Raw genomic sequence first — 24,291 nt, 5'->3', positions numbered from 1 at the left:
ATCCCACTGGTGAGGTGGGGCATTGGAAAGGCATTTATGCAAAGCGATTTTGTAAAAGCTGGTCGCGAGGAGCTGCGCCAAGTACGCAAGCGCAGCCGTGCTTTGTATTGGGCGGTTGGCCTGTTTTCTGCCTTTGCTAATCTTTTGATGCTTACCGGCCCGATATATATGCTGCAGGTTTATGACCGTGTGCTGGGCTCTGGCAGTCAGGAAACGTTGGTGGCTTTGTCGTTGCTGGTGGTGTTTCTTTATGCGGTCATGGGTGTGCTGGATTATACCCGCGGCCGGATTATGGCGCGTGTCGGCGCGCGGTTTCAGGATGATCTGGACCGGCGCGTGTTTGACGCGGTGGTGCGCAAATCCGCAGTTATTCCCGATGACAAGACAAACGCCAGCCTTGCCGACCTTGAAGCGATCCAGAGGTTGATCACTTCGCCGGTCTTGGTCGCTGCGTTTGATTTGCCTTGGACGCCTATCTTTTTCGCGGGGATTTTCGTGTTCCATGCCTATCTGGGATATATGGCATTGGGCGGCGCTGCAGTTTTGATCGTGATCGCGATTGCCAACCAGTATTTGTCACGCGGGGCGCAGGCGCGCGCGGCGCTGTCCGGTCAGCAAGCGACAGCCATGGCGGACCAGATCCGTACCGAGGCTGAAATGGTGCAGGCCATGGGGATGCGCGACGCTGCTTTCGCGCGCTGGCAAAAAGCGCGCAGTCAAACGCTTGAGGGGCAGGTCAAGGCAACCGACGTCGGGGGCACCTTTACCTCGATGACCAAGACAATCCGGCTGTTTTTACAGTCGGCGATGCTGGGTATGGGGGCGTATCTTGTCTTGCAGGACGAAATGACGCCGGGGGCCATGATCGCGGGGTCTATCCTGTTGGGGCGTGCTTTGGCCCCTGTCGAGATGGGGTTGAATCAATGGGCGCTTGTCCAGCGCGGTATGACGGGATGGGCAAATCTGGCCGCGCTATTGGGGACGGTGCGCCCCGAAGATCCGCGGACCGAACTGCCCAAACCGCGTGCGGTTCTTGTGGCCAAAAACCTCACAGTGGTTCCGCCCGGTGAAAAACAGGCATCGCTAAAATCGGTCTCGTTTCAGGTGCAGCCCGGGCAGGCGGTCGGTGTTATTGGTCCGTCTGGAGCGGGGAAATCGACCCTTGCACGCACGCTCACCGGTGTCTGGCGGCCAGCGGGCGGTTCGGTCCGCCTTGATGGGGCCGCGCTGGAGCATTACGGCTCCGAGACATTGGGCAGGCATATCGGTTATCTGCCACAGCGCGTGGCGCTGTTTGACGGGACCATTGCACAAAACATCGCGCGGCTTGCGGATGTGCCTGATGCGGCCAAGGTTGTTGCCGCCGCAAAGATGGCCGCCGCGCATGAGATGATTCTGGAGCTGCCGGACGGCTATGATACGGTTATTCACGCGGGGAAGGTCCGCCTGTCTGGCGGGCAGATGCAGCGGATCGGCCTTGCGCGTGCGCTCTATGATGATCCGGTGATCCTCGTGCTGGATGAGCCGAATTCGAATCTGGATAATCTGGGCTCACAAGCACTTAATCAGGCGATCCGGGGGATGAAGGATTCAGGGCGGGCGGTGTTGATCATGGCGCACCGGCCTGCGGCCATTCAGGAGTGTGATACCTTGTTGGTGCTCGACGGTGGCATGCGCAAAGCCTTTGGGCCGAAGGATGAGGTGCTCAAAGGTATGGTGCAAAACCACAAAGACATCGCGCAGGCACCGGCCCATGCGGGAGGTGTCACGTGAGTGCTGCGAACAAATGGAGCGCAACGCGCCCGCTGTTGATCGGCTTTTTCGGGCTGGCGCTTTTGCTGGGCGGGTTCGGTTATTGGTCTGTGACCTCTAATATCGCGGGCGCAATCGTGGCCAGCGGACAAATCGAAGTCGACCGCAACCGGCAGGTGGTACAGCATGATACGGGTGGCACCATTTCGGAGATTCTGGTGGACGAGGGGGATCTTGTCTCGGCCGGTGATCTATTGCTGCGCCTTGATCCACAACAGGCCGCTTCGGAGCTGGCGCTGATCGAGGGGCAGCTTTTTGAACTGATGGCACGGCGTGGCCGGCTCGAAGCGCAGCGCGACGAACAAGATGAAATCGAATTCCCTCAAGAGCTGATCGAGGCCGCTGCGCATAGCGCAGATGCTAAAGAGTTGATGGATGGCCAGACAAATCTGTTCAATGCGCGCCGCGACAGCACGGATCGCGAGATCGACCAGCTGGGCAAGCAGCGTAATCAGATCGAGGATCAGATCGTCGGGATCAGGGCGCAGGAGGCGGCGCTTGATGCGCAGCTGAGCATGATTGATCCGCAGTTGGAGAACCAGCAAAGGCTGCTGGAACAGGGGTTGGCTCAGGCGGCATCGGTGATGCGCCTCAATCAGGAAAAGGCGCAACTGATCGGTGAGGTCGGCCGTTTGGTGTCCAGTCGTGCACAGGCCGAGGGGCGCATTACCGAGATCGAGATTGTTGGCCTTCAACTGGAGGCATCAGCGCGCGAAGAGGCGATCACGCAACTGCGCGAAATCCGCTATCAAGAGCTGTCTTTGATTGAACAACGCCGCGCGCTGAAGGCGCAGATCGACCGTCTGGACATTCGCGCGCCTGTGTCGGGAATCGTCTATTCCATGCAGGTGACAACGCCGCGGTCGGTCATTCGCGCAGCCGAGCCGTTAATGTTTTTGGTGCCGCAGGACCGGCCATTGGTCATCGCGGTTCAGGTGATGCCCACAAATGTCGATGAAATATCCGTAGGCCAAGAGGTAAACCTGCGGCTGTCTTCATTGGATCAACGCACCACGCCCGAACTGATCGGTCAGGTCATGTTGATTTCGGCGGATGCGCTGGAGGACGAAACCACAGGCGGGCGCTATTTCAGGGCCGAGATTGCATTGCAACCCGGCGAGGTAGAGCGGCTGGCGGAGGGTACTGTTTTACTGCCCGGTATGCCGGTGGATGCCTTCATCAAAACCGGTGATCGGTCCCCTCTGACCTATCTGCTCAAACCGGTGACAGATTATTTTGTAAAGTCATGGCGTGAAACCTGATCATGGGTCTTTCGCACCGCCCGCATCAGGGGTAGCGTCCGGCAAAATCACTTTGATCAAGGAGCTTCTCAAATGAGCATCGCAAAACGTCTGAACGATCTTGGCATCACCCTTCCGGACGCCTCTGCGCCGGCGGCAAACTATGTCCCCTTTGTGCAGGTGGGTAACATTGTCTATGTGTCCGGCCAGATTTCGCGGACCGATGACGGGCTGATCCTTGGTGTTCTGGGCGAAAACATGAGCGTTGAAGAAGGTGCAGCAGCGGCCCAAACCTGCGCGCTGCAACTGTTGTCACAGGTCAAGGCCGCTTGCGGTGGCGATATCGACCGCCTCAAGCGCGTGGTGAAACTCACCGGTTTTGTGAACTCCACCAAGGATTTTGCCGATCAGCCCAAGGTCATCAACGGCTGCTCTGATTTTCTGGTTGAGGCATTGGGCGATGCGGGCCGTCATGCGCGCTCTGCGGTTTCGGCTGGCGCGCTGCCACTGGGCGTTGCTGTCGAGATCGAAGGCATCTTTGAAATCGAATGACCGCCACTGCTTTGCCCCCCGTCTTTGCTGCCACGCCTTTGGCGCATCGTGCTTTGCATGATGTGTCACAGGGCCGGCCTGAAAACTCGCGTGCTGCCATCCGTGCTGCGATTGCGGCAGGTTATGGCATCGAGATCGACGTGCAGCTAAGTGGTGATGGTGCTGCGATGGTGTTTCATGACTACCATCTGGAGCGGCTCACGGATGTGCAGGGGGCGGTGCAGCTGTTCAATGCGGATCAATTGCGTCAAACGCCTCTGCGGGGCGGGGATGAAGGCATCCCCGATCTGCCCGAGGTCTTGGCGTTGGTGGCGGGGCAGGTCCCTCTGGTTATCGAGATCAAGGATCAAGATGGCGAAATGGGCCCCAACATCGGCCCGCTGGAGCGTGCGGTTGCCTTTGCGCTTGAAGGGTATGTGGGCGATGTTGCGGTGATGTCTTTCAATCCGCATTCGGTTGCGATGATGCAAGAACTCGCGCCGCATATTCCGCGCGGTATTGTGACGTCCTCCTACCGGACGTCCGAGTGGCCCTTGTCTTCGGATACCTGCGACTATCTGCGTGAGATCCCTGATTACGACAGGGTGGGGGCGTCGTTCATCAGCCATCAGGTTGATGATCTGGATCGCCCGCGCGTGGCCGAGCTGAAGGCGGCAGGGGTTATGATTTGCTGCTGGACTGTGCGCAGTGCTGGACAAGAGGCACAGGCGCGCAAAGTGGCCGATACAGTCACTTTCGAGGGCTATAACGCCACTCTGGATGCTTGAACATCCCGTGTTGCGGGCCACTTATAGGGCACGCAACAGCAACGGGGATGCCTAGCCGATGAGCGCGCAGAATGTCGAGATCACCATCATCGGATCGCTTGCCGATATTGATGCGGCCGATTGGGATGCCTGTGCCTGCCCCGAGGCATTGGCGGGTGGGCGCCCTAATGATCCGTTTACCACGCACCGTTTTCTCAAGGCGCTTGAGGACAGCGGCAGCGTCGGGCCTGGCACGGGCTGGCAGCCGCAATACCTGACCGCAACAATCGAGGGCGAGATCATTGGTGTTGCGCCGCTTTACGCCAAATCCCATTCGCAGGGCGAGTATATATTCGACCACGCATGGGTTCATGCCTATGAGCGGGCAGGCGGGCGATATTACCCCAAGCTGCAAATTGCTGTGCCGCATACGCCCGCCACAGGGCGCAGGTTCCTGACGCGGCAGGGGTTCGAGGACACGGGCTTTAACGCGCTGGTTCAGGGGGCTGTCCAGCTCACGGATAACAACAACCTCAGCTCGCTCAATATCACTTTTTGCACGGGCGAAGAGGCAGAACGGGCCGAAGCGTTGGGCCTGATGGCGCGCAAGAGCCAGCAGTTTCATTGGCGCAACCAGAATTATGCAGACTTTGACGGGTTTCTGGCCAGCCTTAGCTCGCGCAAGCGCAAGAACATGCGCAAGGAGCGTGCAACCGCACAGGGTTTCGGTGGCACAATCCAGACCTTTACGGGCGATGATCTGCAACCCGAGCATTGGGATGCGTTCTGGACATTTTATCAAGACACAGGTGCCCGCAAATGGGGCACGCCTTATCTCACGCGGGAGTTCTTTTCGATTGCCCAAGAAGAGCTGCGCGATGACATGGCGCTGGTTCTGGCTGAACGGGACGGGCGGTGGATCGCCGGTGCGTTGAACTTTATCGGCGCTGATGCGTTGTACGGCAGATATTGGGGCTGCGTGGAGCATCACTCCTGCCTGCATTTCGAGCTGTGCTATTACCAAGCGATCGACATCGCGATTGCGTTGGGTTTGGGCACTGTTGAAGCGGGCGCTCAGGGCGAACACAAGCTGGCGCGGGGCTATTTGCCGACGCCCACGTGGTCGCTGCACTGGATGCGGGATGCGGGATTTGGCCGTGCGGTGGGGGACTATCTGCGGGCAGAGCGGGCCGCTGTTGAAGAAGAAATCGAGGTGCTGACCGATTACGGCCCCTTCAAAAAGACAGAAATTGAGGAACAGGAATGACAGAAATACTAAGCGCAGAGACACGCGGCCCCGTTTTAGGCCCGTTGTTCGAGAGCGGTTGGAAGATGGCCGACAAGCGCGATGCGATTACCAAGACTTATAAGTTCGATGATTTCGTGGATGCGTTTGGCTGGATGACCCGGGCGGCGATTTGGGCCGAAAAATGGGGGCATCATCCGGAATGGTTGAATGTTTACAATAGCGTCACAGTCACCCTGACCACACATGATGTGGGCGGTTTGAGTGCGTTGGACGCCAAATTGGCAAGAAAGATGGACGGACTTTAAAGACTATGGAAAATTTCGACACGATACTTGAGACAGAGATTTGGCAGGGCAAGTCCTTGGGCGATTTATTGACGCTGGAAACGATGGCCTCGGCCGCGGGTTCCATTCTGGGCGTGGTTGCGATCCTTGTATTGGGCTGGATCGTTTCTGCTTGGGTGCAGCGCCGGATCGTAAAGCTGAGCAAGGCGAACAAACACCTTGATGACATGCTGTTCGAATTTCTGGCCTCGATTGCGCGCTATGTCATCATGGGTTTCACCATCCTGTTTGTGCTCAACACATTCGGGGTCGAAACGACCTCTGTGGTGGCGATCATCGGTGCGGCGGGTCTGGCCATTGGCTTGGCGCTTCAGGGGACGCTGTCCAACATCGCGGCCGGTGTCATGCTGATCCTGTTCCGCCCGATCAAGATAGGCGACTTCGTAGAAGTGGCGGATTACATGGGGACGGTCAAACACATCAGCCTGAATTTCACCGAGCTTGCAAACCTTAGCAATGTGCAGGTGATTGTGCCGAATGCGGATGTTTGGGGCAATATCATCACCAACTATTCCTCCAATGACACACGTCGCGCGGAATGGACATTCGGCGTCGGATATGGCGCGAATTTGGGTGCTGCGGAAAAGATTATTCGCGACACGATCATGGGGGACGAACGGTCCCATACCGATCCCGAGCCGTTTATTCAGGTGACGAACCTTGGCGACAGCTCTGTCGATTTTCTGGTGCGGGTGTGGTGCAATGCGTCAGACTATTTTGCCTACCGCGCGGATATGACCCGCAAGGTCAAAGAGGCGTTGGACGCGGGCAATATTGATATTCCCTTCCCGACGCGCACCATCGTTCAGGCCGCAGCGGAATAGAGTGTCTTTCGAGCAGGGCCGCATGGATTTGCGGCCCTGTTCGCGTATTGGTTACATGCTGTCGAGCAGGCTTTCACCGCCCGAGACGTCGCAGACGCCAGGGTTTTCTTCGGCTTGCAACAGGGTGACTTTGCCGTCTTCGACCAGCATTGCATAGCGTTTGGACCGTGCAACAAGGCCCGCAGGCGGCGCATCAAAATCCATGCCGATGGCTTTTGTGAACTCTGAAGCAGAATCGCCCAGCATCGTGATGCCAGCAGCGGTGGCACCTGTTGCATCGCCCCATGCCTGCATCACAAAGGGATCGTTGCACGATACGCAGATGATTTCATCCACGCCTTTTGCGTCAAACTGGTCCTTTGTGCGGATAAAGCTGGGCACATGCGCCGAGCTACAAGTGGGTGTGAACGCACCCGGCACGGCAAAAACGACAACTTTGCGGCCTTTGGTCAGATCGCTGATCTTGACCGGCGCGGGGCCTTCGCTGCCCATTTGGACAAGTGTGGCATCGGGCAGTGTATCGCCTTGGGAAATGGGCATTGGATCACCTTTCATGTGATTGTGTTTATCCTTGATGCAGATATAGGGTCTGGGCACGTGCAGGGCCAGTGTACCTAGGGAGTTTATCTATGCGCCACATCGTTGTTATCGGAGCAGGGCAGGCGGGATCGTCATGCGTGGCGAAGCTGCGCAATGGTGGTTTTGACGGCAAAATCACGCTGATCGGTGCAGAGCCGCAGCCCCCTTATCAGCGCCCGCCGCTGTCCAAGGCTTATCTGATGGGCGATATGGCCCTTGAGCGTCTGTATCTGCGCCCGCACAGTTTTTACGAAGAGCACGGCATTGAGCTGCTGCTGGATACTTCTGTGGATGCGATTGATACGGCGAATAATCAAATCGCTGTGGCGGGCGGGATGATGGCTTATGATGATCTGGTGCTGGCCACTGGATCGGTCCCGCACCGCCTGCCTGCCGCAATCGGTGGCGCGCTGGAAGGCGTGCATGTGGTGCGCGGGTTGGCCGATGTAGATGCGATGGCACCGCAGTTTGTCAAAGGCGCGCGGGTGCTGATTGTCGGTGGTGGCTATATCGGGCTAGAGGCGGCATCGGTCGCGGCCAAGCTGGGGCTTGAGGTCACATTGGTCGAGATGGCACCGCGTATTTTGCAGCGGGTCGCTTCGCCCGAGACATCCGCATTCTTCCGCGATCTGCACAAGGGGCACGGCGTTGATCTACGCGAAGGCGTTGGGCTGGAACAGCTCACCGGCGAGGGGCGCGTATCGGGCGCAAAGCTGTCGGACGGCACAGAGCTGGCGGTTGATTTTGTGATCGTCGGCGTGGGTGTCGCCCCGGGCACGACATTGGCCGAGGCGGCGGGTATCGCGCTGGATAACGGTATCGCGGTGGATGCGCAGGGCCGTACAAATGTGCCAAACATCTGGGCCGCGGGCGATTGTGCGTCCTTCCCTTATCGGGATGCGCGGATCAGGTTGGAAAGCGTGCCAAACGCGATCGAGCAGGCGGAGGTTGTCGCCGAAAATCTGATGGGCGCGGAAAAAGACTATGTGGCCAAGCCGTGGTTCTGGTCGGACCAATATGACGTAAAGCTGCAAATTGCGGGGCTGAATACGGGGTATGACCATGTGGTGACACGCGGTGCTGCCCCTGGTCCGGTATCGTTTTGGTATTATGCGGGGGATAAATTGCTGGCGGTGGATGCTGCCAATGACCCGCGCGGCTATATGGTCGGCAAGCGCCTGATTGAGAGCGGTAAATCACCGGCACCCGAGGTGGTGGCCGACGCCTCATCTGATCTCAAGGCGCTGTTGAAAGCATGAGGATCATTGCAGGAAAATTTCGCGGCACCGTGTTGGCGGATGTGGGGAAGGGGGACGCAGACGCGCATTTGCGCCCGACTTCGGACCGCGTGCGCGAAAGCCTGTTTTCAACACTTGCCCATCTTGGGGTAATCAACGGGGCAAGCGTGCTGGATCTTTTCGCGGGTACTGGCGCGCTGGGCCTTGAGGCGCTGTCGCGCGGCGCAGCACAGGCGGTGTTTGTGGAAAACGGGCGCACCTCGCAAAAGCTGATCGCGGAGAATGTGAAAAAGTTGCGAGTGGAGGACACCACCACAGTGATGCGCAACGACGCGACCGCTTTAGGCGCATGGCCTTCAGCGCCCTTTGATCTGGTGTTTCTGGATCCGCCCTATGGCAAGGGCATGGGACAGACCGCATTGGCCGCAGCCGCGCAGGGCGGTTGGCTGGCCGATGGTGCGACGATTGTCTGGGAAGAAAACGCCCCCATGCATGCGCCGCGCGAGTTCAGCCGCACGGACCGCCGCAAATACGGCGATACGCATGTGACACTGCTGCACTATACGGGGGCGTAGGGTTTACCCGTAGGTGGGGTGGAATTTGCCCGCTGGCGAAAGCGTGAAAATCTCATAGCCGGTTTCGGTCACACCAATGGAATGCTCGAACTGCGCGGATAGTGATTTGTCGCGGGTCACGGCGGTCCAGTCATCGGCGAGGGTTTTGGTTTCAGCCCGGCCAAGGTTCACCATTGGCTCAATCGTGAAGAACATGCCCGGCTCCAGCACTGCTTTTGTGCCCGGTTTGCCGTAGTGCAGCACATTTGGCGGGGCGTGAAACACGCGGCCAAGGCCGTGGCCGCAGAAATCTGTCACGACCGACATGCGGTGCCCTTCGGCAAAAGTCTGGATCGCGTGGCCGATATCGCCAAAGGTATTGCCGGGTTTGACAACCTCGATGCCCTTCATCAGCGCTTGATGGGTCACGTCGATCAGCCGCTCGGCCTTGCGCGATAGTTTGCCCGCGACATACATCCGCGATGTATCGCCAAACCAGCCGTCCACAATCACGGTCACGTCGATGTTGACGATGTCACCGTCTTTAAGCTTTTTATCGCCGGGGATGCCGTGGCAGACGACGTGGTTGATCGAGATACAGCTGGCATGCTGATACCCCTTATAGCCGATGGTGGCCGATTTGGCACCGGCGGCATTGACCTTTTCCTCGATGATGCGGTCAATTTCGGCGGTGGTCTGGCCGACGATCACATGCTCTGCGATTTCGTCCAGAATGGTCGCGGCCAGCCTGCCTGCCGCGTGCATGCCCGCAAAATCCGCCGCTTCGTGAATGCGGATGCCGTCTTTGGTTGTGCGACCTTTGTGGGTGTCTGTCACCGGTCTCTCCATCAGTTGTTTGTGCCTCTTTACCCCGCAGGGCGGCCAAGGGCCAGAGGGCCTGCGATTGTGATGCCCGCAGGCGCGATGTGGGTGCCGATACACAGCGTTTCAACGCCTGCTTTTGTGGCATCTGCATGGGCGGCGGCGTATTTGGGATCAATATCGGCGGCGATATCCACATGGGTGCAATCGGTGCGCTGCACCAGATACAGCAGCACGGCGCGGTGGCCTGCGCGGGCAACCTCGGCCAGCTCATGCATGTGTTTGGCACCGCGCGCTGTAACGCTGTCGGGGAATTCGGCCAAAGGCGCGTTGCGGCACAGGGTGACGGATTTCACCTCGACATAAGCATCGGGCAGCCCGTTCTGGCTCAGCAGGAAATCAACGCGGCTGTTGGTTCCGTATTTTACCTCTGGCCGCACGGTTTTATATGCGCTGAGCGCCGCAATCTCACCCGCCTTGAGGGCGGCGCGCAGTACCCGGTTGGGCAGGGAGGTATCCACCCCCGTCAAATGCCCGTTTTCATGGTCGACCAACCGCAGCCCGTAATCGAGCTTTTTCTTGGGATCGTCATTCGGCTCAAGCCAGACTTTTGTGCCGGGCGCAGCCAACCCCATCATCGAGCCGGGATTGGCGCAATGGGCGATCACTTCGCGGCCATCCTCCAGCGTGCAATCCGCCAAAAAGCGTTTGTAGCGGCGGATCAGGCGGGCGGGGATAAGATCAGTTTGAAAGCGCATGACAGGGAGCTATACCCTATGAGAGACATGCTCAAGGAGAGGCACGATGACGAACCCCACGGCGGCCATGCTGGTAATTGGTGACGAAATTCTGTCGGGGCGGACGCGGGACGCCAATATGCATCACCTCGCGGGGGAGCTGACGGCGGCGGGCATCACCTTGGCCGAGGTGCGCATTGTGGCGGATGATCACGACGTGATCGTGGATGCGGTAAAGGCACTGGCGGCGCGGTACGACACGGTGTTCAGCTCGGGCGGGATTGGTCCGACCCATGATGACATCACCGCCGATTGTATGGCGGCAGCGTTTGGCCAACGTATCGACGTGCGCGAAGACGCCCGCGCGATCCTGCAGGCGCATTACGATAAGGCCGGTACCGAGATGAACGAGGCGCGGCTGCGCATGGCACGGATACCCGACGACGCAAAACTGATTGAAAATCCTGTCTCTTCGGCCCCCGGGTTCACCATTGAAAATGTGCATGTGATGGCTGGTGTGCCCAGCGTGTTCAAGGCGATGGTGGCCAGCGTGCTGCCCACGCTGACCGGTGGTGCACCGCTGATCAGCAAAACGCTGACCGTGCACCGCGGCGAGGGGGATATCGCGGGGCCATTGGGCGATTTGGCCGCCGCATATCCCGGCCTGTCCATGGGCAGCTACCCGTTTCAGCGGGACGGGAAATACGGCTCTAATATCGTGGTGCGGGGGAAGGATGCTGCCCTGTTGGATGAAGCGATGACACAGCTTGAGGCTGCTTTCGCATGACGCCTAATGCCGCGCGATTGTACGAGGTGTGCGAAGGCACATGGCCCCCCGCGCATCGGCACCACGTGGACGGCTGGACCATCCGTGAGGGGGCAGGCGGCGGCAAACGGGTCAGTGCGGCGACAGGGTCAGGCGACATCGCGCAGGCCGAAGCGGCGATGCGCGGCTTGGGGCAGACACCGTTGTTTATGATCCGCGAAAGCGACGAGGTGTTGGACGCAGCGTTGGAGGCGCGTGGCTATGCGCGGATTGATGAGGTTGTGCTGTACGCGGCGCCCGTCACGCTGTTGACCGATACAAAAATCCCGCCCGTGACATGTTTTACCATCTGGGAGCCACTGGCGATCATGGCCGAGATTTGGGCGCAGGGCGGCGTTGGACCTGACCGTCTGGCGGTGATGAACCGCGCCCGGCATAAGACTGCGATCCTGTCGCGCTGGAACGAAAAACCCGCAGGCGCGGCTTTTGCCGGAATTCATGATGGCGTGGCCATGGTTCACGCGGTGGAGGTTTTGCCGCATCAGCGCAAACAGGGCGTGGCGCAGTGGATGATGCGCGCGGCTGCTTTTTGGGCGCAGCAGGAAGGGGCCACGCATTTGGCGGTTCTTTGCGTGACTGAGAACATTGCCGCCAACGCGCTTTATACCAAGCTGGGCTTTGAGGCCGTGGGCACCTATCATTACCGTCAACACTCTGATTGAAGGAGCCAGCACATGGCCGATGACGCCCCTACTGCCCTCAACCTGCCGATGGTTGAACCGCTGCCTGCGCCGACGCAAAAGTATTTTGACGTTTGCACCGACAAGCTGGGGATGATCCCGAATGTGTTGCGCGCCTATGCGTTTGATATCGACAAGCTCAACACTTTTACGGCGATGTATAACGACCTGATGCTGGGCGACAGCGCGCTGAGCAAGCTTGAGCGTGAGATGATCGCGGTTGTTGTCTCGGCGGTGAACCGGTGTTTCTATTGCTTGGCCGCGCATGGCGCTGCGGTGCGTGAGTTGTCGGGTGATCCTGTGCTGGGTGAGATGTTAGTGATGAATTACCGTGTGGCCGATCTGGACCCCAGAACGCGGATGATGCTGGATTTCGCGGTCAAGCTGACCGAGGCTCCTGAGGTCATTGAAGAGGACGACCGCGAAGCGCTGCGGGCCGCTGGCTTTAGCGATCGCGATATTTGGGACATCGCCAGCGTGACGGGTTTCTTTAACATGACCAACCGCGTGGCCAGCGCGTCGGATATGCGCCCGAACAAAGAATATCACGCGCAAAACAGATGAGGATATGGCTGAGCATATTGGGCGCGGTGATGGTGGCGGGTGCGGTTCACGCAGCCGATCTGCAATTACCCGCCACAGCGCGGCAGGTGGTTGCACGTGACACGGTACAGGATCGCTATCGGGCACCCATCGGTGGCTTTACGGATGGCCAAGTCCCCAATGTGTTGGTCGAGGGGACGGTCAACCGCAGTGCGTGGCGCATTGATGTGGCTGGCCTGACGCCGCTACAGCTTATTGCGCCTTTGCGCAGCCAGTTGCAGGAGGCGGGCTTTTCTATCGTTCTGGATTGCGCGGCACCGGATTGCGGTGGGTATGATTTCCGTTTCGGGACCGAAGTGCTGCCCTCACCGCATATGTATGTGAACATCCGCAACTATCACGTCGTTACCGCAGTGCGCGGGGATATTGCCGATACGACCGAAGTCGTGAGCGTATTGGCCAGCGCCTCGAGCGGTGCTTCTTATCTGCAGATCATACAGGCAGGAAAAACCGATCTTGGCCCCACTATTCAGGTTGCTGGCGCGGTGCCTCAGCCAGCAGGGCAGGCGGGAGTGGAGCGAGTGCCCTCTGCACCGCTGGATGAGGCGCTTGTGATGCAGGGCCATGTGGCGCTGGATGGATTGGAGTTTGCCAGCGGTACGTCAAATTTAGGCGAGGGGCCATTCCCGAGCCTCGAGGCTTTGGTCGCGGTGCTTTTGGCAGAGCCGGACATGGCTTTGGCGTTGGTTGGGCATACGGATAATGTGGGTGGCCTTGAGGCAAATATGACCTTGTCGCGTGACCGTGCCCGTTCGGTGCGGCAGCATTTGATCACACGCTATGGCATCGCGCCGGAACGTTTGGAGGCGGAGGGTACGGGGTATCTTGCACCACTGGCCAGCAATGCAACGCCGCAGGGGCGGGAGATGAACAGACGCGTCGAAGCGGTGCTGCTCTCCCGGTAGCAGGCGGCGGTGGCAAGGGGGGGAGCGGTAAACAAAAAAGCCCCCGAAAGAACTAATGTTCTAACGGGGGAGAGGTACACCGAGGGGACGTGGTGTGGGGTATCTGGCTTACCAGTCGCTAGGGCCCTTTTCGGCAAAAGCGTGGACCAGAAAATCAATAAAGGCGCGGACTTTGGGCTGGGTAAAGCGGCCGGGCGGGTAGACAGCATAGATACCTTGGGTCTCGGTCGGCAGATCGGGGATGGCATCCTCAATCAGGCCTTTCTCCATCGCGTCCGCATAAAGAAAGCTCGGCAGATAAGCGATGCCAAGGCCCGAGACAGCGGCGTTGAGTAGGGATTGCCCGTCATTGACCGACAGCCAGCCGGCTGTGCGCACCTGACGCTTTTCGCCCGAGGGGGCGGTCAACTTCCAGACATTGCCGCTGGATTGGTTGGAGTAATGCAGCAGCTTGTGCTCATTCAGATCGTCAATCTTTTCAGGGCGGCCATATTTTTCAAAATAGGCGGGCGAAGCGATCATGCGTTTGGTTGTCTCGGTCAGTTTCCGGGCGCGCAGAGTGCTGTCTTCTAGCTCCCCGATGCGCACGGCCATGTCAAACCCTTCGGAAATAAGCTCAACGTAGCGGTTGTTAAGCACCATGTTGACCGTGATGTCCGGAAAGTCGCCCAAGAATTCTGACAGGACTGGCGACAGGTGGTTGACCCCGAAATCCGTGGCAACCGAGATACGCAGCAGACCGGATGGCGCAGATTGCATCGAGGTGACAAGCGCGTCTGCTTCGCCTGCATCATTCAGCACACGGCGGGCGCGGTCATAATAGGCCAGACCGATTTCGGTGGGGGAGACACGGCGCGTTGTGCGGTTAAGAAGGCGGGCACCAAGGCGCGCCTCCAACGACGAGACGTGTTTGCTGACGGCGGATTTTGAAATCCCCATCTTCTTGGCGGCGTCCGTAAACCCGCCCTGATCCACCACAGTGGCGAATGCTTCCATTTCTGTCAGGCGGTCCATTGGCCGATCCCCTTCATTCTTAATTCAAGGAGCATCTATGATGGTGGAATGCGGCACAAAGGGGGCGGAGGTGGGACAGTGGGAAGGTATTTGCGTAACCGTTGCGTGTCAGGAAACAGAGGAACAGTGTGTTTCGTGCTAGATGTTCAGAGCCATTTGAGCCGCCTGATAATGAGCACAAGGATGGCGCTTAGCACGGTCATGGTGATGCACAGAAGGTAGAACGCGCGTGGATCGTCGATCCCGGGCATGCCGACGACGTTAACGCCGAATAGCCCTGTGAGAAAGCTGATAGGCAGGAATATCCCCGCGCCCACGGACAACAGGAAACTGTTCGCCGCTTGTTTTCGGGCGGTTTCCAGATCGTGATCGTCCTGCACAGCACTGAGCCGGTCGCGCTGGGCATCCAGTTCTTCAACCGCCATGGTGGTGCGATTTGCCAATTCGCGCAGGGCAAGGTGATCGGGGGTGGAAAACAGCGGAGCTTTTGACAGGCTGGTGAGTGCTGCACGTTGTGGATCAAGGTAGCGGTTCAGTCTAATCACGCGGCGGCGGGTTTGGGTCAGCTCAGGTGGGATCGAGGCTGTATCGTCCTCGAGAGCGGCTTCGAAAAATTCGGTGCGTCTGGCTACGGCGGCGACTTCGTCTTGAACCCGCGCGGTGAGGCGGGTCACAAGATCGGTTACAAAGGCGGCGGGAGTCGGCGGTGCAAACCCCGCCATTGCGGCTTTGTTGATGTCTTGAATGGCAAAGACGCGGCGCACGCGCACGGTCACAATTGCCCTATCTGTGACCCACATCCGGATGGAAACAAGGTCTTCGGTGCGTTGCCCTTCGTTAAGGTTAATGCCGCGCAGGTTGAGGATCAGCCCGTCTTCATACACATCGCAGCGCGGGCGGGTCTCTTGTTGCAAAAGCGCCTCGGCAGGGATGAGAGGCAGGTTGGTTTTGCTCCACTCGGGCAAGTCGGGATCAGCCAGATCGAAATGCCACCAACGGTAGCGCGCAGGGCCTTCCAGGCTTGAGCCGGTCGGAGTGGCGCTGCTGCCGTCTTCGGAGATGTCGAATACACACAGGGGCATGAGCTGTCCTCGGGGCTGTTGGGCCCCTTTGATACCATCTGGCCCCTGCGTTGCAAAGTCGCCGAAAGCTACAGCGTGGCGGCCAGCCTTATGCCTTGGTCGATGGCGCGTTTGGCGTCCAGCTCGGAGGCGACATCGGCACCGCCGATGACATGGCAAGGGATGCCTTTGGCTTCCAGCGCATCGGCAAGCGAACGCTCCGAGAGTTGCCCCGCACAAAGCACCACAGTGTCGGCGGGAATGACTTGCGGGTTCTCACGGGCTTCGCCAAAGATGATGTGCACGCCTTCATCGTCGATACGCTCATAATTCACACCGGCAATCATCTGGACGTTCTTCATGGTGAGCGATGCACGGTGAATCCAACCCGTCGTCTTGCCCAGCCCCTTGCCGGGTTTGGAGGGCTTGCGCTGCATCATGGTGACGGTGCGGGCGGGTTTATGCGGCTGCGGCCCTTCGGGGGCAAGGCCCGCGCGGTGGTCAGATGTATCTGCCACCCCCCATTCGCGCATCCATTCCGGCAGGTTGAGTGTGGTGCTCTCGCCCTCGTGGACCAAATGCTCGGAGACATCAAAGCCGATGCCACCCGCGCCGATGACGGCCACATGACCGCCGACTTTTGCCGTACCATTCAGCACGTCGATATAGCTCACGACGTTGTCGCGGTTCTGTCCTTCGATCTGTGGATCGCGTGGCACAACACCGGTGGCGATGATGACTTCGTCATAGCCGTCCAGATCGTTGGCACAGGCTTCGGTGTTCAGCTTTACGGTGATACCGTGATGAGCAACCATGGTGCGGTACCAGTCGACAAAGCCCCAGAATTCTTCCTTGCCTGCGACCTGTTTGGCAAGGTTGAGCTGACCGCCAATCTCGGAGGCGCGATCAAAGATGGTGACAGTATGGCCGCGCTCTGCGCTGGCGATGGCGGTTGATAGACCCGCAGGGCCTGCACCAACAATCGCGATGTTTTTGGCTTTTGCCGCGGGCTCGAGCACCAGCTCGGTTTCATAGCAGGCACGCGGGTTCACAAGGCAGCTTGAGATTTTGCCGCTAAAGGTGTGATCAAGGCAGGCTTGGTTGCAGCCGATGCAGGGCGCGATTTGGGCGGCTTGGCCATTGGCGGCTTTGTTTACGAAATCGGCATCCGCCAACATTGGCCGCGCCATCGAGACCATATCGGCACAACCGGTAGAAAGGACTTCCTCAGCCACGTCTGGGCTGTTGATGCGGTTGGAGGCGATGAGGGGGATCGATACTTTGCCCATCAGCTTTTTGGTCACCCATGCAAAAGCGGCGCGCGGCACAGAGGTGGCGATGGTCGGGATGCGCGCCTCGTGCCAGCCGATGCCGGTGTTGATGATCGTGGCACCTGCTTTTTCGATCTCTTGGGCAAGCTGCACAACCTCTTCAAAGGTCGATCCATTGGGCACCAGATCAATCATCGACAAACGGTAGATCAGGATGAAATCCGGCCCAACGGCCTCACGCACACGTTTGACCACCTCGATTGGCAGGCGCATGCGGTTCTCATAGCTGCCACCCCATTCGTCGGTACGCTTGTTGGTGTGGGTGACAAGGAACTGGTTGAGGAAATACCCCTCTGAACCCATGACCTCGACACCGTCGTACCCCGCCTCTTTTGCGCGGCTTGCACAGGCTGCGATATCGGCGATCTGTTTTTCGATCCCTTCGGCGTCCAGTTCGGTCGGGGGGAAGGGCGAGATCGGCGATTTGATGGCCGAGGGAGCCACGCATTTGGGGCTGTATGCATAGCGGCCTGCGTGCAGGATTTGCATGGCGATCTTGCCACCTGCGGCGTGAACGCGGTCGGTGACTGTTTTGTGGTTGGCCACATCCGCATAGCTGACCATCATGGCCGCACCTGGCAGGACCGATCCCTCCATGTTGGGGCCTATGCCGCCGGTGACCATCAGGCCGACACCGCCGCGCGCACGGGTGGCATAGAACTCGGCCACACGGTTCCAGTCTTTGGTTTCTTCCAGCCCTGTGTGCATGGACCCCATCAGGACGCGGTTCTTGAGCGTTGTGAAACCCAAATCAAGAGGGGCAAGCATATTGGGGTAGCTGGACATGGGGAAACCCTTCTGGCGAAATTTGACGTCTGTATAGCATGGCTGTGGCATGCTGTGATGTCATTAAGAACGCGGCGTCAGGTTGCTTTTGGTTTTCGCGTGGTCACGGGTGATGTAGGGTTGCGCCAGATTGGGTCAACAAACTGGAAAATCACATGACACCGGAAGAAATCAAAAAGCTCCCTTACCGACCTTGTGTGGGCGTGATGGTGTTGAATGCGGCGGGTGAGGTGTTTGTGGGCCAGCGTCTGGATCGCGATACGGATGCATGGCAGATGCCGCAAGGGGGCGTGGATGCGGGAGAAGATCCCGCCGATGCAGCCCTGCGGGAGTTGGAGGAGGAGACGGGCATCAGCCGTGATCTGGTTGAGATCGAGGCGCAGACCGACGGATGGCTGCCTTATGATCTGCCTCATGATCTGGTGCCGAACATCTGGAAAGGCCGCTTTCGCGGGCAAGAGCAGATGTGGTTTCTGCTGCGGTTCAAGGGCAGTGATGATCAGGTAAATATCCAGACGGAAATACCTGAGTTCAGCGCGTGGCGATGGTTGCCGGCAGATGCGCTGTTGGAAAATATCGTGCCGTTCAAACGCGAAGTATACGCTGCCGTATTGAAGGCCTTTGCGGATAAACTTTAAACTGTCTGAAGCTTAGAGAATTGCGATGCGCGGGGCAGCACCCTTGGGAAGCAGGCCCAGCAAGCGGGGGTCGTCGTCGATGTCTACCCTGCGTTTGTAAACGGCAAAGCCCGAGCGCAGGTAGAACTCTAACGCCTGCGGGCTGTCGTGGGTGCAGGTATGTAGGTGGAAACGCTGCACACCGGCATCCCATGCAATCGCGATGGCTTGGTTCATCAGGTAGCGCCCTGCGCCCGAGCCGATAAGCCGGGGCGTTAGGCCGAAATAGGCCAGCTCGCACTCGCCAGTGGTGGTAAAGTCAAGTTCGAGCAGCGCCTCCGGGCAGCCGTCTTTTGCAAGCGTGTAAATCGGGCGCTTTGGATCGTCGAGTAGCGCCTGTAGCTGGGTATCGTTCAGCCTGAGCCGCCCGTACCACAGCCAGTCATGCGCGCCCACCCGTTGGAACAGGTCACGGTATTCCTCAAGTGTCGGTTTGATCCGCTGAAAGGTAACACCCTGCGGGGCGGCGATGTCTTTTGTCGCCACGCGGGATGTCATTTCAAGATAGGTCACGACCACGGCCAATTTGCCCGCAGGAATATCGTGGGTTCCGTGCTCAAGCATCAGACAAGGCCGGCTTTGCGGAATTCGTCCATCATGTTTTTCTCGGGGCGCGGTCCGATGTGGCTGATGACTTCGGCACCGCACAGGTTGCCCATGCGCCCGCAGGTCTCAAGCGATTGGCCCGTGGCCAGACCATAGATGAAACCGGCGGCGAATTGGTCACCGGCACCGGTTGCGTCGACGGGGGTGATGCGCTCGGGGGCAGGGAGATCCACACGCTCGCCGCCACGGATCAGGGTTACGCCATCGCCGCCACGGGTACAGACCATGATGGGGCAGATTGCGGCAGTGCGGGTCATGGCCTGTTCGAGGTTGTCTGTCTCGAATAGAGATTTCAGCTCGGCCTCGTTGCCGATAACAAAATCCAGCTCATGTTCGATCATTTGCAGGAAATCGGCGCGGTGGCGTTCGACACAAAAAGGATCGGAGATGGTGATGCCTGCCATGCCGCCGCCTGCCTTGGCGGCGCGTGCGGCCTCGCGGAAGGCGGTCTTGCCTGCGTCTTCGTCAAACAGGTAGCCCTCAAGGAACATGATCTTGGCGTTGCCCGCCACATCCGCAGGCACATCGTCCGAGGATAGGCCCGTGGAGATGCCCAGATAGGTATTCATCGAGCGTTCGCCGTCAGGCGTGACAAAGATCATGCTGCGTGAGGTGGGGCGATCACCGCCAGCCACAGGGGCGTTCACAAAATCAATGCCATTGTCGGTCATCGCCTTTGCGTAAAACTGGCCGAGACCGTCATCGTGCACACGCCCGATAAAGGCGGTGTTCAGGCCAAGCGCGCCAACGCCCGCGATGGTGTTCGCCACAGCGCCGCCGGGTGTTTGCACGCGGTCGCCCATCGCACCATAAAGCTGTTCGGCGCGGTCTTGCTCGATCAATTGCATGATGCCCTTGTCGATGCCCATGTTATCAAGGAACGCATCCTCGGCATGGCTGATCACATCTACAACGGCATTCCCGATGCCAACGAGGTCGTAAGTTTTCATTCTGTTTTGTCCTTGTATTGGCACAGGTCTTTGATGATGCACGTCCGGCACTGCGGCTTGCGTGCTTTGCAATGATAGCGCCCGTGTAGAATAAGCCAGTGGTGCGCGTGAAGCTGAAAATCGGCGGGGATGTTATCTTCGACCGCGCGCTCAACCGCGTCGACGGTTTTGCCCGGTGCAATGCCGGTGCGGTTGCCGACGCGGAAGATGTGCGTGTCTACGGCCTGGGCGGGCTGCTGCCACCACATGTTCAACACCACATTCGCGGTTTTGCGCCCCACGCCGGGCAGGCCTTGCAGGGCAGCGCGCGAATTGGGCACAATGCCGTCATATTCGTCGACCAAAATTTGGCTGAGCTTGATGACGTTCTTGGCCTTCTGGCGAAACAGGCCGATGGTTTTGATATGCTCGGTCACGCCTTCAAGACCCAGATCAAGCATCTTTTGGGGCGTGTCAGCAATCTGGAACAGGGCGCGGGTGGCTTTGTTCACACCGGCATCCGTAGCCTGCGCTGACAAGGCCACAGCCACGACCAAAGTGTAGACGTTCACGTGATCCAGCTCGCCTTTTGGTTCTGGTTCAGCTTCGTGAAAGCGCTCCATGATGGCGCGGATGGTGTGATAGTCGAGTTGTTTTGAGGGCTTTTCCATAGCAGGTAGATATGCGCAGGTTTCGGGTCGCGTGCAAGCGGGGGGCGGCATATTGTGGTGCTATGACACAGATGCCCAAAAACGGACCAGAACAGGATAAGGCCTATCACTATGGTGTAATTGCCCGCGCGATTGCTGTGATTGACGCGGCCGAGGGAAATATCGGGCTTGAGGCTTTGGCCGCCGAGATGGGCATGAGTGCTGCGCATTTTCAGCGAGTTTTTTCGGCGTGGGTTGGGGTCTCGCCCAAGCGGTATCAGCAGTATCTTGCGCTAGGCCACGCCAAGACGCTGTTGAGGTCGCATGCCACGACGCTGCAAGCGGCACATGGGGCGGGGCTGTCGGGCACGGGTCGGTTGCATGATCTGTTCGTGCGTTGGGAATCCATGAGCCCGGGTGATTTCGCGGCGGGTGGAGCCGGGCTCAAGATCGACTGGGGTTGGTTCGATAGCCCGTTCGGACCTGCATTGGTGATGGGGACGTGCAAAGGTATTTGCGGCCTCTCGCTTGCCGCGGGGATGGGCGCGCCTGAGGCGATGGCCGATCTGCGCGCCCGCTGGCCAAAGGCGCAGTACTCTGAAAACCCCGAGGCGCTTGCCGTTTGGGTGCGCACCGCATTCGGACAAGGCGCAGCGGGTGAAACAGCGCCGATGTATCTTATTGGCGCGCCATTCCAGTTGAAGGTCTGGGAGGCTTTGCTGCAGGTGCCCGAAGGGAGCGTTACAACCTATGGCGCAATTGCAGAGCATATCGGCAACCCTAAGGCGGTGCGTGCGGTCGGCACGGCTGTGGGGCGCAATCCGATCGGCTATCTTATCCCGTGCCACCGTGTGCTGCGCGCGTCGGGCGCGTTGGGTGGCTATCACTGGGGTTTGCCGATGAAACGGGCCATGCTGGGGTATGAGTCTATAAGGTCACAAACCGGTATCAATGCGCAAGATGCCGCTCACGAGGCTTAGGCAAGCATTTTGTCGGGAAGTTTTTTGGCCTATATTATGTTCACTCAGACGATGCTTCGCCCGAACGAAGCCGCAACCAGTAAGGCAGTAGACTATGACAATTATGAAATTCCCGCTCGTCGCGACAATGGCGGCTGTTGTTGCGTTGGGCGCTTGTACCAACCCTGACGGCTCTATCGGTATTTCGCCTGACGACCCGAACCAGCGTGCCAAAAACGGTGCGATCCTTGGTGCGGGTGCAGGGGCTTTGGTTGGCGCGTTGGCCAATGATAGCAACCGCTCCAAAGGTGCGTTGACAGGCGCGTTGATCGGTGGCGCGGTTGGTGCGGGTGCGGGCGCATTGCTTGACCGTCAAGAGCGTGATCTGCGCGCGAGCCTTGGCAATGACAACGTCACGATCACCAATACCGGTGACCGCCTGATCGTAACATTGCCGCAAGATATCTTGTTCGCGACAAACTCCAGCGCCGTGCGTCCCGATCTTCAGCGCGATCTGGGCACTGTGGCAAGCAACCTGCAGGCCTACCCGGATTCGACGGTGCAGGTGATTGGCCACACTGACAGCGATGGTGAGGCAGGCTTTAACCAGGAACTCTCCGAGCGCCGCGCCAACGCGGTCGCTTCTGTACTGTTGAACAACGGTATCCCGTCCCAGCGCGTACAGGCCATTGGTCGCGGTGAATCCCAGCCGGTCGCCAGCAACCTGACCCCTGAGGGCAAAGCACAAAACCGCCGCGTTGAGATTGTGATCCTGCCTAACGCGAGCTAACCCTTTCTATAGCTCAAGCAGATGGAGCCTCCGGTGCGGTAATGCGCCGGAGGCTTTTTTATTTCTGCGCGCGAATGCACAGCGCATATGGAATAACTGCTCTTGCGCTATACTGCGGTTGCCCCATCTTTCAGGAATACCGTTTGAAAGAGGAACACACCCATGGCCCAACCGAAACTTGTCGGCATTTCAGGCTCCCTGCGCAGAGACAGCCACAACACCCTGCTTCTGGCTGAAGCTGCGCGGCTTTTCGGGGATGCGGATTACAACCTGCTCGATATTAACTTCCCGCTTTATAATGGCGATGATGAACAGGCGCATGGCGTTCCTGCGGCTGTTGAAGCCGTGGCGCAACAGATTGCACAGGCCGATGCGGTGCTGATCTCGACTCCGGAATATAACAAAGGGCCGTCAGGCGTGTTGAAAAATGCGCTCGACTGGATAAGCCGCGCAAAGGTCAAGCCGTGGACGGACAAGCCGGTTGCGGTAATGTCTGCTGCCTCGGGGCGCGCGGGTGGCGAGCGGGCACAGTTGGTCTTGCGCAGCTTTCTGGTTACATTCCGTCCGCGTTTGCTGACCGGTCCCGAGATTCACGTGGCCGCCAGCCATGATGCGTTCGACATGGATGGCCGGCTGAAGGGGGATATCTATGTGAAGGAGTTGACCGAGCTGATGCAGGCGTTGCGCGCGGATATCCAAGGCTAAGTACGCGGCGCGCTAAAGGTTATCTTCGACCCTGAAGCCTTGGGGGATTGTGTCATGGCCGTCCAGTATCAGATTGGCCATGACCTGAGCGATTTTAGGTGCCATGCCAAATCCGATTTTAAAGCCGCCATTGGCGATGAAATGCCCGTCGCGGGCAGGCCATGCGCCTAACATAGGCGCGCGGCTGCGCGCGCGGGGTCGCACACCGGCCCAGCGGGCGATGACGGGTGCATCGCGCAACGCAGGCACTGCCGCACGGGCGCGGGCAATCACATCATCAAGTTGCTCATCGGTTGTTGTCGGCGCGTCATATTCCCGTTCAGAGGTTGACCCGATGGCAACCGTGCCGTCGAGATGCGGGATGATATGCACACCGTCTGCAAAAAGCTGCGGCTCGCCCGCAGCGTCATACCGCAACAAAGCGGCTTGTCCTTTGACGCCATTGCCCATGCTGCGGGTATGTGCAGCGGTCAAGGTCTCTAACCCAGCCACGCCTGTGGCCCAAAGTACGGCCCCCTTGTCGTGGCCTTCGCTACGCCTCCTGACGCCCCGCGCGCCCAAGGCTGCGAGCAGCGCATCACAGGCCTGACGGGGGTGTAAATGCGCGCTCAGGGTGTCGTGGATCAAATGCCCTTCGGGACTAAGCGGTTGCCAGTCCGACTGCATGGGCGGAAGGACCGCCCACTGCGCGTTATCCTGCCAAAGCTGTTTTGCCGTGTCGGCGCGTTGCTGTGCCAGCGCGAGCGCTGCGGCATCCGCGACAGGCTGCAACCGCCCTGTGCGGGCATAGCCGGATGGCCTGCCGCCTGCTGTGGTAACCTCGCGCCAAAACGCTTCTGCCATGAGCAGGCTGTCGAGTTGAAATGCCTTTTTCGGATTCCAGTTTTCGGGCACATGCGGGGCCAGTGCACCGACGATGCCGCCGCTGCTGCCTGCACCTGCGCCATGCGGGTCGATGATTTGCACGGAGGCACCGCGCTGCACACAGGCCCATGCGATTGAGAGGCCAAAGATGCCCGCGCCGCGGATTGTAATATCTGTCATTGCTCTGGCCTTCAATTGCGCGCTAAC

General features: G+C 59.0%; 27 protein-coding genes. 17 read left to right on the top strand and 10 right to left on the bottom strand.

From position 1 onward, the window contains the following. Nucleotides 1-36 precede the first annotated feature (36 nt). From ABJM03_RS14615 to ABJM03_RS14585, 7 genes are all read left to right on the top strand, one after another. Nucleotides 37-1,773: a type I secretion system permease/ATPase gene (locus tag ABJM03_RS14615; protein WP_348418583.1), complete on the top strand. Its 1,737-nt coding sequence runs from the start codon at nt 37-39 to the stop codon at nt 1,771-1,773. Beyond that, nucleotides 1,770-3,074: an HlyD family type I secretion periplasmic adaptor subunit gene (locus ABJM03_RS14610; protein ID WP_348418582.1), complete on the top strand. Its 1,305-nt coding sequence runs from the start codon at nt 1,770-1,772 to the stop codon at nt 3,072-3,074. The genes ABJM03_RS14615 and ABJM03_RS14610 overlap by 4 nt, the downstream gene beginning before the upstream one ends. Nucleotides 3,075-3,146: 72 nt before the next feature. Further along, complete coding sequence (locus ABJM03_RS14605) at nt 3,147-3,605, top strand: RidA family protein (RefSeq protein WP_348418581.1); 459 nt, start codon at nt 3,147-3,149, stop codon at nt 3,603-3,605. Next, complete coding sequence (locus ABJM03_RS14600) at nt 3,602-4,372, top strand: glycerophosphodiester phosphodiesterase family protein (protein WP_348418580.1); 771 nt, start codon at nt 3,602-3,604, stop codon at nt 4,370-4,372. Before ABJM03_RS14605 ends, ABJM03_RS14600 begins: the two co-directional genes overlap by 4 nt. A gap of 58 nt (nt 4,373-4,430) precedes the next feature. Further along, entirely contained in the window at nt 4,431-5,618 is a 1,188-nt protein-coding gene (locus ABJM03_RS14595; protein WP_348418579.1) for a GNAT family N-acetyltransferase, read from the top strand. Continuing rightward, on the top strand, nt 5,615-5,905 hold the full coding sequence (locus ABJM03_RS14590) for a 4a-hydroxytetrahydrobiopterin dehydratase (RefSeq protein WP_348418578.1): 291 nt from the start codon (nt 5,615-5,617) through the stop codon (nt 5,903-5,905). Before ABJM03_RS14595 ends, ABJM03_RS14590 begins: the two co-directional genes overlap by 4 nt. A 5-nt stretch (nt 5,906-5,910) precedes the next feature. Continuing rightward, a complete protein-coding gene (locus ABJM03_RS14585; RefSeq protein ID WP_348418577.1) occupies nt 5,911-6,768 on the top strand; it encodes a mechanosensitive ion channel domain-containing protein in 858 nt (285 codons plus the stop codon). A gap of 51 nt (nt 6,769-6,819) precedes the next feature. On the opposite strand, the gene ABJM03_RS14580 is transcribed toward ABJM03_RS14585, so the two are convergent. Continuing rightward, on the bottom strand, nt 6,820-7,308 hold the full coding sequence (locus ABJM03_RS14580; RefSeq protein WP_348418576.1) for a peroxiredoxin: 489 nt from the start codon (nt 7,306-7,308) through the stop codon (nt 6,820-6,822). A gap of 89 nt (nt 7,309-7,397) precedes the next feature. On the opposite strand from ABJM03_RS14580, the gene ABJM03_RS14575 reads away from it, so the two are divergent. Next, nucleotides 7,398-8,606, top strand: coding sequence for an FAD-dependent oxidoreductase (locus ABJM03_RS14575; RefSeq protein ID WP_348418575.1), 1,209 nt, complete (start codon nt 7,398-7,400; stop codon nt 8,604-8,606). Continuing rightward, nucleotides 8,603-9,160, top strand: coding sequence for a 16S rRNA (guanine(966)-N(2))-methyltransferase RsmD (gene rsmD / locus ABJM03_RS14570; protein WP_348418574.1), 558 nt, complete (start codon nt 8,603-8,605; stop codon nt 9,158-9,160). The genes ABJM03_RS14575 and rsmD overlap by 4 nt, the downstream gene beginning before the upstream one ends. 3 nt (nt 9,161-9,163) lie before the next feature. Here rsmD and map read toward each other — a convergent pair whose 3' ends face one another. Together map and sfsA are read right to left on the bottom strand one after the other, a co-directional pair. Then, nucleotides 9,164-9,988 (bottom strand): type I methionyl aminopeptidase, encoded by an 825-nt coding sequence (gene map / locus ABJM03_RS14565; protein ID WP_348418573.1) that lies wholly within the window; start codon nt 9,986-9,988, stop codon nt 9,164-9,166. Between the two features lie 17 nt (nt 9,989-10,005). Next, nucleotides 10,006-10,719 carry a DNA/RNA nuclease SfsA gene (gene sfsA, locus ABJM03_RS14560; RefSeq protein WP_348418572.1) on the bottom strand — a complete coding sequence of 238 codons (714 nt, stop codon included), beginning with the start codon at nt 10,717-10,719 and terminating at the stop codon, nt 10,006-10,008. A gap of 46 nt (nt 10,720-10,765) precedes the next feature. On the opposite strand from sfsA, the gene ABJM03_RS14555 reads away from it, so the two are divergent. From ABJM03_RS14555 to ABJM03_RS14540, 4 genes are read left to right on the top strand one after another with little or no spacing between them, the layout of a single operon-like run. Further along, complete coding sequence (locus tag ABJM03_RS14555; RefSeq protein WP_348418571.1) at nt 10,766-11,485, top strand: molybdopterin-binding protein; 720 nt, start codon at nt 10,766-10,768, stop codon at nt 11,483-11,485. Then, nucleotides 11,482-12,186, top strand: a complete 705-nt coding sequence (locus tag ABJM03_RS14550) for a GNAT family N-acetyltransferase (RefSeq protein WP_348418570.1) — start codon at nt 11,482-11,484, stop codon at nt 12,184-12,186. Before ABJM03_RS14555 ends, ABJM03_RS14550 begins: the two co-directional genes overlap by 4 nt. A gap of 12 nt (nt 12,187-12,198) precedes the next feature. Continuing rightward, nucleotides 12,199-12,768: a peroxidase-related enzyme gene (locus ABJM03_RS14545; RefSeq protein WP_348418569.1), complete on the top strand. Its 570-nt coding sequence runs from the start codon at nt 12,199-12,201 to the stop codon at nt 12,766-12,768. Further along, nucleotides 12,765-13,712 (top strand): OmpA family protein, encoded by a 948-nt coding sequence (locus ABJM03_RS14540; RefSeq protein WP_348418568.1) that lies wholly within the window; start codon nt 12,765-12,767, stop codon nt 13,710-13,712. Before ABJM03_RS14545 ends, ABJM03_RS14540 begins: the two co-directional genes overlap by 4 nt. A gap of 108 nt (nt 13,713-13,820) precedes the next feature. Here the strand turns inward: ABJM03_RS14540 and ABJM03_RS14535 are convergent, their stop codons facing one another. From ABJM03_RS14535 to ABJM03_RS14525, 3 genes are all read right to left on the bottom strand, one after another. After that, nucleotides 13,821-14,726 carry a LysR family transcriptional regulator gene (locus ABJM03_RS14535; protein WP_348418567.1) on the bottom strand — a complete coding sequence of 302 codons (906 nt, stop codon included), beginning with the start codon at nt 14,724-14,726 and terminating at the stop codon, nt 13,821-13,823. Nucleotides 14,727-14,872: 146 nt separating this feature from the next. Then, nucleotides 14,873-15,808 (bottom strand): zinc transporter ZntB, encoded by a 936-nt coding sequence (locus ABJM03_RS14530; protein ID WP_348418566.1) that lies wholly within the window; start codon nt 15,806-15,808, stop codon nt 14,873-14,875. Between the two features lie 68 nt (nt 15,809-15,876). Further along, nucleotides 15,877-17,904 carry an NADPH-dependent 2,4-dienoyl-CoA reductase gene (locus ABJM03_RS14525; protein WP_348418565.1) on the bottom strand — a complete coding sequence of 676 codons (2,028 nt, stop codon included), beginning with the start codon at nt 17,902-17,904 and terminating at the stop codon, nt 15,877-15,879. 155 nt (nt 17,905-18,059) lie between these two features. On the opposite strand from ABJM03_RS14525, the gene ABJM03_RS14520 reads away from it, so the two are divergent. Then, nucleotides 18,060-18,542, top strand: coding sequence for an RNA pyrophosphohydrolase (locus ABJM03_RS14520; protein WP_348418564.1), 483 nt, complete (start codon nt 18,060-18,062; stop codon nt 18,540-18,542). 12 nt (nt 18,543-18,554) lie between these two features. On the opposite strand, the gene ABJM03_RS14515 is transcribed toward ABJM03_RS14520, so the two are convergent. From ABJM03_RS14515 to nth, 3 genes are read right to left on the bottom strand one after another with little or no spacing between them, the layout of a single operon-like run. Further along, nucleotides 18,555-19,145, bottom strand: coding sequence for a GNAT family N-acetyltransferase (locus ABJM03_RS14515; RefSeq protein ID WP_348418563.1), 591 nt, complete (start codon nt 19,143-19,145; stop codon nt 18,555-18,557). Continuing rightward, complete coding sequence (locus tag ABJM03_RS14510; RefSeq protein ID WP_348418562.1) at nt 19,145-20,137, bottom strand: adenosine kinase; 993 nt, start codon at nt 20,135-20,137, stop codon at nt 19,145-19,147. Before ABJM03_RS14510 ends, ABJM03_RS14515 begins: the two co-directional genes overlap by 1 nt. Continuing rightward, on the bottom strand, nt 20,134-20,787 hold the full coding sequence (gene nth / locus ABJM03_RS14505) for an endonuclease III (protein WP_348418561.1): 654 nt from the start codon (nt 20,785-20,787) through the stop codon (nt 20,134-20,136). Before nth ends, ABJM03_RS14510 begins: the two co-directional genes overlap by 4 nt. A 62-nt stretch (nt 20,788-20,849) precedes the next feature. Between nth and ABJM03_RS14500 the strand changes: the two genes are divergently transcribed. From ABJM03_RS14500 to ABJM03_RS14490, 3 genes are all read left to right on the top strand, one after another. Next, nucleotides 20,850-21,746, top strand: a complete 897-nt coding sequence (locus ABJM03_RS14500) for a bifunctional helix-turn-helix domain-containing protein/methylated-DNA--[protein]-cysteine S-methyltransferase (protein WP_348418560.1) — start codon at nt 20,850-20,852, stop codon at nt 21,744-21,746. Between the two features lie 94 nt (nt 21,747-21,840). Next, nucleotides 21,841-22,515, top strand: a complete 675-nt coding sequence (locus tag ABJM03_RS14495; protein ID WP_348418559.1) for an OmpA family protein — start codon at nt 21,841-21,843, stop codon at nt 22,513-22,515. A gap of 162 nt (nt 22,516-22,677) precedes the next feature. After that, nucleotides 22,678-23,220 carry an NAD(P)H-dependent oxidoreductase gene (locus ABJM03_RS14490; RefSeq protein WP_348418558.1) on the top strand — a complete coding sequence of 181 codons (543 nt, stop codon included), beginning with the start codon at nt 22,678-22,680 and terminating at the stop codon, nt 23,218-23,220. A 12-nt stretch (nt 23,221-23,232) separates the two neighbouring features. On the opposite strand, the gene ABJM03_RS14485 is transcribed toward ABJM03_RS14490, so the two are convergent. Next, on the bottom strand, nt 23,233-24,264 hold the full coding sequence (locus ABJM03_RS14485) for an FAD-binding oxidoreductase (RefSeq protein ID WP_348418557.1): 1,032 nt from the start codon (nt 24,262-24,264) through the stop codon (nt 23,233-23,235). Nucleotides 24,265-24,291 lie beyond the last annotated feature (27 nt).

This window comes from Sulfitobacter sp. (assembly GCF_039977885.1).
Taxonomy (GTDB): Bacteria; Pseudomonadota; Alphaproteobacteria; order Rhodobacterales; family Rhodobacteraceae; genus Sulfitobacter.
Note: the sequence above shows the minus strand (reverse complement) of the source record. Positions and strands in the feature narration are given on the sequence as shown.

What these genes read in the sequence shown, in the direction of transcription:
- ABJM03_RS14515 (WP_348418563.1), bottom strand. Translation starts at nt 19,145, where the DNA reads ATGCTTGAGCACGGAACCCACGATATTCCTGCGGGCAAATTGGCCGTG.
- sfsA (WP_348418572.1), bottom strand. Translation starts at nt 10,719, where the DNA reads ATGCGCTTTCAAACTGATCTTATCCCCGCCCGCCTGATCCGCCGCTAC.
- ABJM03_RS14490 (WP_348418558.1), top strand. Translation starts at nt 22,678, where the DNA reads ATGGCCCAACCGAAACTTGTCGGCATTTCAGGCTCCCTGCGCAGAGAC.
- ABJM03_RS14500 (WP_348418560.1), top strand. Translation starts at nt 20,850, where the DNA reads ATGACACAGATGCCCAAAAACGGACCAGAACAGGATAAGGCCTATCAC.
- ABJM03_RS14525 (WP_348418565.1), bottom strand. Translation starts at nt 17,904, where the DNA reads ATGTCCAGCTACCCCAATATGCTTGCCCCTCTTGATTTGGGTTTCACA.
- ABJM03_RS14600 (WP_348418580.1), top strand. Translation starts at nt 3,602, where the DNA reads ATGACCGCCACTGCTTTGCCCCCCGTCTTTGCTGCCACGCCTTTGGCG.
- ABJM03_RS14615 (WP_348418583.1), top strand. Translation starts at nt 37, where the DNA reads ATGCAAAGCGATTTTGTAAAAGCTGGTCGCGAGGAGCTGCGCCAAGTA.
- ABJM03_RS14550 (WP_348418570.1), top strand. Translation starts at nt 11,482, where the DNA reads ATGACGCCTAATGCCGCGCGATTGTACGAGGTGTGCGAAGGCACATGG.
- ABJM03_RS14510 (WP_348418562.1), bottom strand. Translation starts at nt 20,137, where the DNA reads ATGAAAACTTACGACCTCGTTGGCATCGGGAATGCCGTTGTAGATGTG.
- map (WP_348418573.1), bottom strand. Translation starts at nt 9,988, where the DNA reads ATGGAGAGACCGGTGACAGACACCCACAAAGGTCGCACAACCAAAGAC.
- ABJM03_RS14595 (WP_348418579.1), top strand. Translation starts at nt 4,431, where the DNA reads ATGAGCGCGCAGAATGTCGAGATCACCATCATCGGATCGCTTGCCGAT.
- ABJM03_RS14605 (WP_348418581.1), top strand. Translation starts at nt 3,147, where the DNA reads ATGAGCATCGCAAAACGTCTGAACGATCTTGGCATCACCCTTCCGGAC.
- ABJM03_RS14535 (WP_348418567.1), bottom strand. Translation starts at nt 14,726, where the DNA reads ATGGACCGCCTGACAGAAATGGAAGCATTCGCCACTGTGGTGGATCAG.
- ABJM03_RS14495 (WP_348418559.1), top strand. Translation starts at nt 21,841, where the DNA reads ATGACAATTATGAAATTCCCGCTCGTCGCGACAATGGCGGCTGTTGTT.
- ABJM03_RS14555 (WP_348418571.1), top strand. Translation starts at nt 10,766, where the DNA reads ATGACGAACCCCACGGCGGCCATGCTGGTAATTGGTGACGAAATTCTG.
- ABJM03_RS14540 (WP_348418568.1), top strand. Translation starts at nt 12,765, where the DNA reads ATGAGGATATGGCTGAGCATATTGGGCGCGGTGATGGTGGCGGGTGCG.
- ABJM03_RS14580 (WP_348418576.1), bottom strand. Translation starts at nt 7,308, where the DNA reads ATGCCCATTTCCCAAGGCGATACACTGCCCGATGCCACACTTGTCCAA.
- ABJM03_RS14575 (WP_348418575.1), top strand. Translation starts at nt 7,398, where the DNA reads ATGCGCCACATCGTTGTTATCGGAGCAGGGCAGGCGGGATCGTCATGC.
- ABJM03_RS14485 (WP_348418557.1), bottom strand. Translation starts at nt 24,264, where the DNA reads ATGACAGATATTACAATCCGCGGCGCGGGCATCTTTGGCCTCTCAATC.
- ABJM03_RS14530 (WP_348418566.1), bottom strand. Translation starts at nt 15,808, where the DNA reads ATGCCCCTGTGTGTATTCGACATCTCCGAAGACGGCAGCAGCGCCACT.
- rsmD (WP_348418574.1), top strand. Translation starts at nt 8,603, where the DNA reads ATGAGGATCATTGCAGGAAAATTTCGCGGCACCGTGTTGGCGGATGTG.
- ABJM03_RS14520 (WP_348418564.1), top strand. Translation starts at nt 18,060, where the DNA reads ATGACACCGGAAGAAATCAAAAAGCTCCCTTACCGACCTTGTGTGGGC.
- nth (WP_348418561.1), bottom strand. Translation starts at nt 20,787, where the DNA reads ATGGAAAAGCCCTCAAAACAACTCGACTATCACACCATCCGCGCCATC.
- ABJM03_RS14585 (WP_348418577.1), top strand. Translation starts at nt 5,911, where the DNA reads ATGGAAAATTTCGACACGATACTTGAGACAGAGATTTGGCAGGGCAAG.
- ABJM03_RS14545 (WP_348418569.1), top strand. Translation starts at nt 12,199, where the DNA reads ATGGCCGATGACGCCCCTACTGCCCTCAACCTGCCGATGGTTGAACCG.
- ABJM03_RS14590 (WP_348418578.1), top strand. Translation starts at nt 5,615, where the DNA reads ATGACAGAAATACTAAGCGCAGAGACACGCGGCCCCGTTTTAGGCCCG.